This window comes from Thermodesulfobacteriota bacterium (assembly GCA_039028315.1).
Classification (GTDB): domain Bacteria; phylum Desulfobacterota_D; class UBA1144; order Nemesobacterales; family UBA2774; genus CR02bin9.
The window spans coordinates 1-8,797 of sequence record JBCCIH010000095.1 but is presented as its reverse complement, the minus strand read 5'-3'; the positions used below and the strand labels follow the sequence as shown (position 1 = coordinate 8,797).

The 8,797-nt window shown below is 39.2% G+C and carries 8 protein-coding genes; 7 read left to right on the top strand and 1 reads right to left on the bottom strand.

Annotated features, from left to right (window positions below; translation table 11 throughout):
• Positions 1 to 91 precede the first annotated feature (91 nt).
• Positions 92 to 388, bottom strand: a complete 297-nt coding sequence (locus AAF462_07080; protein ID MEM7008884.1) for a hypothetical protein — start codon at positions 386 to 388, stop codon at positions 92 to 94.
• Positions 389 to 577: 189 nt separating this feature from the next.
• On the opposite strand from AAF462_07080, the gene AAF462_07075 reads away from it, so the two are divergent.
• From AAF462_07075 to AAF462_07045, 7 genes are all read left to right on the top strand, one after another.
• The gene (locus tag AAF462_07075) at positions 578 to 2,050 is read left to right on the top strand and encodes a radical SAM protein (GenBank protein ID MEM7008883.1); all 1,473 of its coding nucleotides are present in this window, start codon (positions 578 to 580) and stop codon (positions 2,048 to 2,050) included.
• A 16-nt stretch (positions 2,051 to 2,066) separates the two neighbouring features.
• Positions 2,067 to 2,864: an MBL fold metallo-hydrolase gene (locus AAF462_07070; protein ID MEM7008882.1), complete on the top strand. Its 798-nt coding sequence runs from the start codon at positions 2,067 to 2,069 to the stop codon at positions 2,862 to 2,864.
• A complete protein-coding gene (locus AAF462_07065) occupies positions 2,861 to 4,462 on the top strand; it encodes a radical SAM protein (protein MEM7008881.1) in 1,602 nt (533 codons plus the stop codon). The genes AAF462_07070 and AAF462_07065 overlap by 4 nt, the downstream gene beginning before the upstream one ends.
• Before the next feature lie 68 nt (positions 4,463 to 4,530).
• Positions 4,531 to 5,619, top strand: coding sequence for an alanine racemase (gene alr, locus AAF462_07060; protein MEM7008880.1), 1,089 nt, complete (start codon positions 4,531 to 4,533; stop codon positions 5,617 to 5,619).
• Positions 5,620 to 5,793: 174 nt separating this feature from the next.
• Positions 5,794 to 7,179 carry a hypothetical protein gene (locus AAF462_07055; protein ID MEM7008879.1) on the top strand — a complete coding sequence of 462 codons (1,386 nt, stop codon included), beginning with the start codon at positions 5,794 to 5,796 and terminating at the stop codon, positions 7,177 to 7,179.
• Between the two features lie 3 nt (positions 7,180 to 7,182).
• Complete coding sequence (locus AAF462_07050) at positions 7,183 to 7,950, top strand: ABC transporter permease (protein MEM7008878.1); 768 nt, start codon at positions 7,183 to 7,185, stop codon at positions 7,948 to 7,950.
• Positions 7,951 to 7,963: 13 nt separating this feature from the next.
• Positions 7,964 to 8,797: ATP-binding cassette domain-containing protein (locus AAF462_07045; protein MEM7008877.1), on the top strand; the 834-nt coding region annotated here is incomplete at its 3' end.

Sequence of the window (8,797 nt, the reverse complement as noted above, 5' to 3'; positions counted from 1 at the left end):
TGTAAATATAGAAGTAGGATTTGCCCCTCTAAATCCAGCAGAGTTTGTTATTCTTCAGATCCAGCAGATTGCTGGTCAAGCGTCATAGGGATTACTGAGGCGGGGAGCATAAACATTGTATGCCAGTGTCCATACATTTCCAGCCTTTCTCGCAAGTGCCTGTGCCGCATGCACCTGATTTTAGCTGAGAGCAAGTTCCCTCAAGAAGGACTACATTACTAGTTTTTTCAAAGTTGAAATTGTTTTCGACAGATGTTTCCAAAGTAACTTTTGGATATGTTTGCTCACATCCTGACCCATCACCCGCCAATAAATATGTAGATAATGAAAACGAGATTGCAATTACTAAAATAACCAAAGAAGATGTTCTAAATATTTGTTTTATCACAATACATTGCCTCCGTTTTGTCTTCTCTAAATGATCCGAGCTTAGAATATTTGCGTATTCCTGTCAACAAGCATTCTAAATATTAATAAAATGTTAATCTCTGCATTATGAGACTAAATTCATCTTGACAATAAGAAAATATCATTATTCTTAAAATTAAGGCTGAGGATGGCTTAAGGTAGATAAAATATGAAGATAGTACTTATTAATCCCTACAATGTAGGGTGGAGTGGTCTTCAGAATATACTCCAAATCGAACCTATAGGTCTTGAGATCATTGGTACTTATCTACAAGAAGACCATGATGTTTATATACTCGATCTCAGATTTGAACCCGATCTAGAAAGTTTTCTATCCCGCTATAAGCCTGACTTTGTCGGTATCTCCTGTTTATATACGAGCCACATCAATGCCACTTGGGATATAGCTTCCAGAGTTAAGAAAGTTCTGCCTGCCTGCCCAATTGCTGTAGGTGGTCAGCCAGCTACAATAGCTTCACAGTTCTTCAATTCCATTCATATTGATTTTATAGTCAAAGGAGACGGCGAGGTTACAATGCCGGAGCTTTGCAAGGCTATTGAGAAAGGAAGTAATCTTTTTGAAGTACCCGGACTTATAATAAATAGAGACGGAATACAATATACAACTAAAAAGCGAGCACCTGCTGACAATCTTGATAAGACCTTGGCGCCTAATAGACACCTTCCAGGTATAGACAGAAGCAAATATTATATGGCACTAAGCTATAAAGTAGGACTATTTGAATTGACTAGAGGGTGCAAATACAGATGCAACTTCTGTTCTATTTGGCAGTTTGCTGAGGGTGATGTACGTTCACGCTCGGTTGACAAAGCAGTTGAAGAGATAGCCCGTATTCCTGAGAGAAGAATTTTTGTTGCGGATGATCATTTCTTTTTTGACGCCGACTATATGAGAGAATTGGGCGAAGCAATAGCTGCTGCAAATCTTCAAAAGAGCTTCACTGTTCAATCCAGAGCGGATGTTATTGCGAACAACCCAGATATGATTGATATCTGGACAAAGGCAGGACTGAACACAGTGTTTCTTGGAATTGACGGCCATTCAAACAAACGTCTAAGACTAATTAGAAAGTCATCTAATCTTGACCTTAACGAAGGGGCAGCAAAGGTACTAAGTGAAAGGGGAATTAACCTAGCTGGCAATATGATGATTGACCCCAAATTTACTAAAGATGAATTTAAAGAAGTAGCTGATTACATAGAGAGCTCAAATTTAGGCTTCCTTACTTTCTGTATTGCTACTCCACTTCCTGGAACCGATCTTTGGAAAAAGAGGCGCTCTGAGATTACAACTTTGGATTTTTCCCTTTATGACTTGGCTCATGCGGTTATGGAGACACAGCTCCCGCTTGAAGAATTTTATGAGCAGTACGTTGGACTTTGGAAGCTAAGGGCTAAAATTCTTCCTAAGCTTTGGGAAAAACCGACACTTGATACGATATATTATTCAGCTAAGACTGATGGCGTGAGTCTTAGATTAATTAGAAATTTTATACGTTTTTCTACTGAGTATACAAAAGTTGAGAATTACCTAAGAGATCATGGCTCAACATTTAAAAAGCCAGAGCTTGAGCTTCAAAAAAATACAGTGGTTCCTGAGTTAAAAGAGCTCTCTGGTTAAGTAGTTAGGGAAGACAATGAAATACATAGTCCAAGAACAAGAGCACGGACTTGATAACCCACATAGAGAGGGCCTGCATCATATTGGCAACTCAACACACTGGATTGTTTTTGACGGGGTTAAAATATTAACCGACCCCTGGCTCGCAGAACCAGCTGAGCACATGCTCATACATAGCATCCCTCCGATACCGCTTCCCATTGATCCTGATATTGTACTAATAAGCCATGAGCATGATGATCATTTTGATCCTGAAGCGCTCTCTCGTTTAGATAAAGCTGCATTTGTCGTTGCACCAGAAGGAAAAGTCGCAGACGCTGTAGAGAAGATGAATTTCAGTGAGCTTTACAGAGCAAAGCCTGAAGATAGTATTGAGGTAAGAGGGGTCATCATTGATGTTGTTAAGGGAAAACATAATGTTCCAGAATTATGTTACCGTGTAAAAAGTAAAGATAATTCATTTTTCTTTGGCGGAGATTCAATGGTTACCAAAGAGATTGAACAAATGGCTGACCAAGAGCCTGTCCCGTTTGTAATACTACCCGGCGAGTACTCAAGTATTTTGGGGTTTAGATTTGTTATGACTCCAGAGGAAGCAGTGCTACTTGCTAGCAGGTTTAGAGCAAAACAAGCAGTACTGACCCATCACGAACAGCTAAATGTGGGGGCTTGGTGGTTTCGGTGGCTGGTCAGGATTAATAAAGTTCCAAATTCAAAATTCCCGGATTGGTTTTCTGTTCCTAAACCAGGAGATTATGTTCAGTTTCCATGGGATCAGAACAATTATGAATCAAAGGAGGCTGCAATAAATTGAAGATACTATTTGTGGCCACAAGAAAAAATTGTGATCCATCAGACCGTGAACTCTATGAGATGGATTTTATGAATGAGTTTTTAGGACTAAAACGCTCGCTTTTAGATTTGGGCTTACTCACAGTGGCAGCCTGCACTCCAGATAGATTTGAAGTTGAGGTTCATGATGAATATATCTCTCCCATAGATTTTGACACAGACGCTGATCTTATTGCACTCTCTGCAAAAACCTCTGCTGTTGCAAGAGCATATCAAGTTGCGGATGAATTTAGAAGAAGAGGAAAGAAAGTTGTATTAGGTGGAATTCATGCCTCTCTTAGGCCTAACGAAGCTCTAGAGCACGTTGATTATGTCGTTATAGGGGAAGCTGAGCAGACCTGGCCAAAGTTTTTAGAGCAGTTTGAAAAAGGTGAGGCTCCAACAATCACTGATGCTCAGGGTTTTCCTGAAATGGACTCTATACCAGTGCCTGCGTGGGATAAAATTGATTATGGTAAGTTTCTTTTCCATCAGGTCCAAAGCACAAGGGGCTGTCCATTTACTTGCCGTTTTTGCAGTGTGCCTGATATTTCGGGAAGTACGTTTAGATTCAAACCACCAAACAAGATACTTGAAGAAATAAGAGCATTTCCTAAAACAGGATTTATGGACAGGGTTAAAACTATCTACTTTGTAGATGATAATTTTTTATCTCGTCCTCAGTACACTGAACAGCTATTAAAAGAGATGATTCCTCTTAGAAAAAGGGGTGAGATTCCAAGCTGGTCTGCGGAGACTACACTAAACGTTACAAATAGGGCAGGGTTGCTTGATCTATTCGTAGAGGCTGGATGTACTACTCTTATTATTGGAATTGAATCTATCAATGAGGCAACTCTGTTGGATATGGATAAACGCGTGAACTTTTGTGTGAAGTACCAAGATGCAATGGAGCGCATACATTCGCGAGGCATGTCTGTTGTAGGGAACTTTATAGTAGGCTTTGATACCGATACTCTAAACGTTTTTGATGATATTCTGGACTTTATAGATGAGAACAATATTTTATATCCTTTCTTCAGTATCTTAACTCCTATGCCGGGCACCAAACTCCATGATGATTTCAAAAATGATGGTCGTATGGACCACTTTGACTGGGGTTTATACGACACACGCCACGTTGTTTTTGAGCCTAAGAACATGACCCGCGAGCAGCTTATGGACGGTTACTGTTATCTGTTCGAGCAGGCATATGCTTCAGAGAGAGCGCTGAATAGGCTTGAGAAATATTGGGAAAAATACAGAAAACAGAGCTCAGGCTTTATTGAGAAAACAATTGTTAAGTGGCGGCTTAGAAAATACAGAGGAAAAGTTTCTCCTGAGTTTGATTTTATCATGGACGAGGGATGGAAGAGGCTAAACAAACCAGGAATTAAAACTGATGTAGCACAGCTTCTCTATTATCTGGACTCAGCACATTTTGTAGAGTATTTAAATAAGTTCCGTTCAAAAGACTACGAGAAGAATGTAGAAATTTTTAACCAGGCTGCTGATAAGAAAATAAGTGATGATGACCTAAGCAAGCGTCAGTGGGACCATAAAAACAAACTCTCTGCATAGCTGTAAATACCTGCCAGATTAATATTAATTGACCCCCCTAGTAATATAAGGTTATATAAATATTTCATATGATAAGAACCTGGGCAGAGATAAATCTTAATAATTTAAAGCATAATTTCTCTCAAGTAAGAGAGCTTGTGGGAAAAGATATATCTATACTCTCAGTGGTAAAAGCGGATGCTTATGGGCATGGAGCTGTAGAAGTAGGCAAGAGTCTTGTCGAAGCCGGCACACAGATGCTGGGAGTAGCTACTCTTGATGAAGCCCTTGAACTTAGGGACTACGGCATAGAGGTTCCTATATTGCTTCTAGGCGGCATAAGGGCGCAAGAAGCTGCTGAGGTGCTCGAGTATGAACTTACCCCTTTTGTATTTTCCATAGAAGTTGCAAGGGCACTTGACCAGGCGTCATCTAAAGCAAATAAAAAAGCTGAATACCATATTAAGTTCGATACAGGAATGACAAGGCTCGGCGTAAGACCTGAGGATGGCGAGCAATTTTTAGATGATTTGTCTAAGTTGGGAAATATCCGCATGACAGGAGCTTTGACTCACTTATCAACCGCTTTTACAGACGCTGATGAAAACACCTATAATCAGATCAATGCATTAAATCAACTTGTTGAGCTTATAAAACAAAAAGACTTTGACCCTGAATTCATACATGCAGCAAACTCAGCCGCTATTCAGAAATACCCGGAGAGTTTATTTAACTTGGTAAGACCAGGAATAATGCTCTATGGTTCAGGTAATTACTCAGGTATGGATCTTAGGCCTGTTATGAAACTTAAATCTCAAATAATCCATTTAAGTAGAGTGCCTAGCGGGACGGCAGTTAGCTACGGCGGTAAATTTACGACAGATAAGCCCTCTGTTATAGCTACAATACCTGTGGGTTATGCTGATGGTTATACCCGAAATCTCTCGAGCAAAGGCAAGGTTTCAATAAACGGAATACTTGCTCCGGTTGTGGGAGACGTCTGTATGGACTTTGTAATGGTTGATGCAACTGGGATAGAAAATGTGAATATTGGCGACGAGGTCGTTTTGTTCGGAGATGAGCATATTTCCGTGATTGACCTAGCTCAGCTTGCAGGAACCATATCTTATGAGATCTTGTCTCATACCGGAAAAAGAGTGCCTCGAGTCTATATTTAATATATTTTTCGAATATATAAATTTTTCATAGATATTAGAGCGATTTAGGTTACATTTAATGAAATGAAATTCCCCTGGGTCAATGTTCCCAATCCTTTCATAATTTTAATACTTTTGTTTTCTGTTGCTTTTAATACCTCAGCAGAAACTATTAATTTAGGCCCACTTTTTTATATGGAAACGGATGAGGAAACCGGGAAAAAAAAGATAGATGCTCTTGGGCCATTAATTTCTTATGACAAAGAGGGTAATGAAGAAGGTTATGGGTTTCGGCCACTGTTCTATAACCACAAAGATTATAGAAAAGACAGAGGCTCATTAGACGTAGTTTATCCTCTTTTTACCTACCGCACTTTTAAAGATGACACTAAGATGCAGGTTCTGATGTATATCTTCTACTATAAGTCCACACTAGAAGACAGTGGTTTTAGAGAAAAAGAATTTACACTATTTCCAATTTTATACGGCCGAAAGGCAGAGAATCCGGATAGAAGTTTTTTTGCATTCTTTCCGCTCTTTGGCAATATGAAACATAAATTTGGAAAAGACGAGATAAACTTCTTTTTATTCCCGTTATTTCTTCAAACCAAAAACAACGGCGTGACTAATAGTAATCTGCTCTGGCCATTTATTGGAGCCTACTCTGGAAATGGAGTTGAGGGCGGGAGACTATGGCCTGTTTATGGAATAAAGACTGCCGAAGATAACTCTGTATACGATCAGTTTGCTCTTTGGCCAATATATATGAAAAGGGAAAAAGAATTCTACGGCGCAAGAATCAAGTCTCTTGCAGTTCTTCCATTTTACTATGGCCTGGATATGCCCGGTAGAAAACAAAGAACATACGGATGGCCATTTTTTACATATATAGAAAATACTAATAAGGATTTTAGAAGATGGGATATGCCCTGGCCTTTGGTTACGTTTTCAAGAGGAAGTGTTAATACAAATAGAATATTCCCATTGTTCTCAGTTAAAAAAGAGGAAGATTTTGAAGCCGGGTATGCGGTTTGGCCTGTATATAGCTGGAGAAGTCATAAACTAGATGATTACGAAATTAAAAGAAGAGCATTCATGTTTTTTCTATACAAAGATGTTCAGAACATACCTAGAACTGAGCGCGGCAGAGACTCAAGGGCAATTAACGTATGGCCGCTATTTACCTACCGCAGAACAACCGATGGAAAGTCGTATTTTAATTTCATCTCGCCTCTAGAGACTTTTTTACAGGACAATGCTCCAAGAGAAAGAAATTGGGCGCCTCTTTGGACAATATTTAGATGGGATAGAGATGAAGAAGGAAATGAAGTCTCCTCATTTCTTTGGAATACATTTAGAACTGAGAGCACAAAAAAAGGAGTGAAGGTTGAGCTCCGTCCAATTATTCCTGTGATATCCTATGAGAATACTGATGAGAAAGGCAAATTCTATATTTTGGGTGGACTTTTTGGTTACAAAAAGGATAAAGAAACTAACAAAAAAATACTAAAATTTCTCTTTATACCTGTTAAAATTTCTGGTGGAGAAGATGACGAAGACAATAAGGACAAAGGGGCTTAATCTGTGAACAGCGTAATGGGATTTTTCAGAGTAACTGGTGGTCTGCTCGGACTCTTTATGGAAACGCTGTATTGGTGTAAATCAGCATTTGCAAATAGCGAAAAGGTTTTTGACCAGCTTTATATCATCGGAAATCAGACTCTTCCTGTCGGAGCTTTAATTGCATTGTTTTCTGGAGGAGTGTTGGCGCTGCAGGCTGGTCCCACGCTTGCACAGTTCGGCCTTGAAGAAAATGTGGGTGGTCTTGTCGGGCTCTCAATGGTAAAAGAAATTGGACCAATCATGGCGTCAATTTTAATAGCCGGAAGGGTAGGCTCTGCCATGACTGCTGAGCTTGCTTCAATGAGTGTTTATGAAGAGATTGATGCACTTAAAACAATGGATATAAACCCAGTCAGATTTCTAGTAATGCCCAGGTTTATTGCCACAGTTATAGCTCTTCCTATCTTGGTTATATTCATGGATGTCATAGGTTGGTTTGGTGGTGCTATTGTTGCATTAGTAAATCCTGAAATACAGTTATCCTTAGATGTTTATTATAGAAACTTATCAGAACTAGTCGATTTTGTGGCAGTGTTAAATGGTCTGATCAAGGCCATGTTCTTTGGTGTTATCATCTCAATTGTGTGCTGTTATGTGGGACTTACAACAAGAGGTGGGCCAAGGGAAATAGGAAATTCGGTTACTAAAGCCGTTGTGCTGTCATTTGTCCTAGTTTTAATATCTGATTATTACATTACAAGGATTTTGTTATTCCTCAATTTAGATTAAAATTAAGGTATAGATGGAACATAAAATAGAAGAAGTAAAAATAAATGGAAATCTACTTAACACTGTTACCGGCAATGAAAACGGATGCTCCGGCAGTGTTTTGCTTGATTATTTAAAGTGCGCGGCTGTTGGGCTTAAGATTGATAATTTAAATAGATCTTTTGGTTCAAATCATGTTTTAAGGGGTGTAGACCTTAACATTGAACCTGGCGAGACAGTGGTAATTTTAGGGAAAAGCGGATCTGGCAAAAGCGTTCTTATGCGACACATTGTTGGACTTGAGTGCCCTGATTCAGGCCATATATATGTTGCTGGTCAGGATATAAATAATCCGGATTTTAAAAGCAAACATGTGATAGCTATGGTTTTTCAGTCTTCCGCTTTGTTTAATTCACTAACGGTATCAGAAAATGTTGCGCTTTATCTAAAAGAGCATAAGGTTTTTAAAGATGAAGCAAAGATAAAAGAAGTAGTATCAAGCGCGCTTGAAATAGTAGGCCTTTCGGGGAAAGAAGATATTATGCCTTCAATGATTTCAGGCGGAATGAAAAGAAGAGTAGCTGCCGCTAGAGCGCTTGTAATGAACCCAGATCTTATACTGTTCGATGAACCTACTGCAGGTCTTGACCCAATGATGACCCGCACCATGGGTGATCTTATCTGCGATTTAAAGAATCAGGTCCAGATAACCCAAATAGTTGTTACACACGATATTGAACTCGCATTTTATGTTGCAGATAGAATAGCTATTCTTAGCGAAGGCCGTATTTTAGAGGTTGGAACCCCAGAGCAGATTAAGGCATCGAATAATTCTGCAGTAATAGATTTTATTAAACCTCAATTTGAG

What these genes read in the sequence shown, in the direction of transcription:
- AAF462_07055 (MEM7008879.1), top strand. Translation starts at nt 5,794, where the DNA reads ATGGAAACGGATGAGGAAACCGGGAAAAAAAAGATAGATGCTCTTGGG.
- AAF462_07075 (MEM7008883.1), top strand. Translation starts at nt 578, where the DNA reads ATGAAGATAGTACTTATTAATCCCTACAATGTAGGGTGGAGTGGTCTT.
- alr (MEM7008880.1), top strand. Translation starts at nt 4,531, where the DNA reads ATGATAAGAACCTGGGCAGAGATAAATCTTAATAATTTAAAGCATAAT.
- AAF462_07070 (MEM7008882.1), top strand. Translation starts at nt 2,067, where the DNA reads ATGAAATACATAGTCCAAGAACAAGAGCACGGACTTGATAACCCACAT.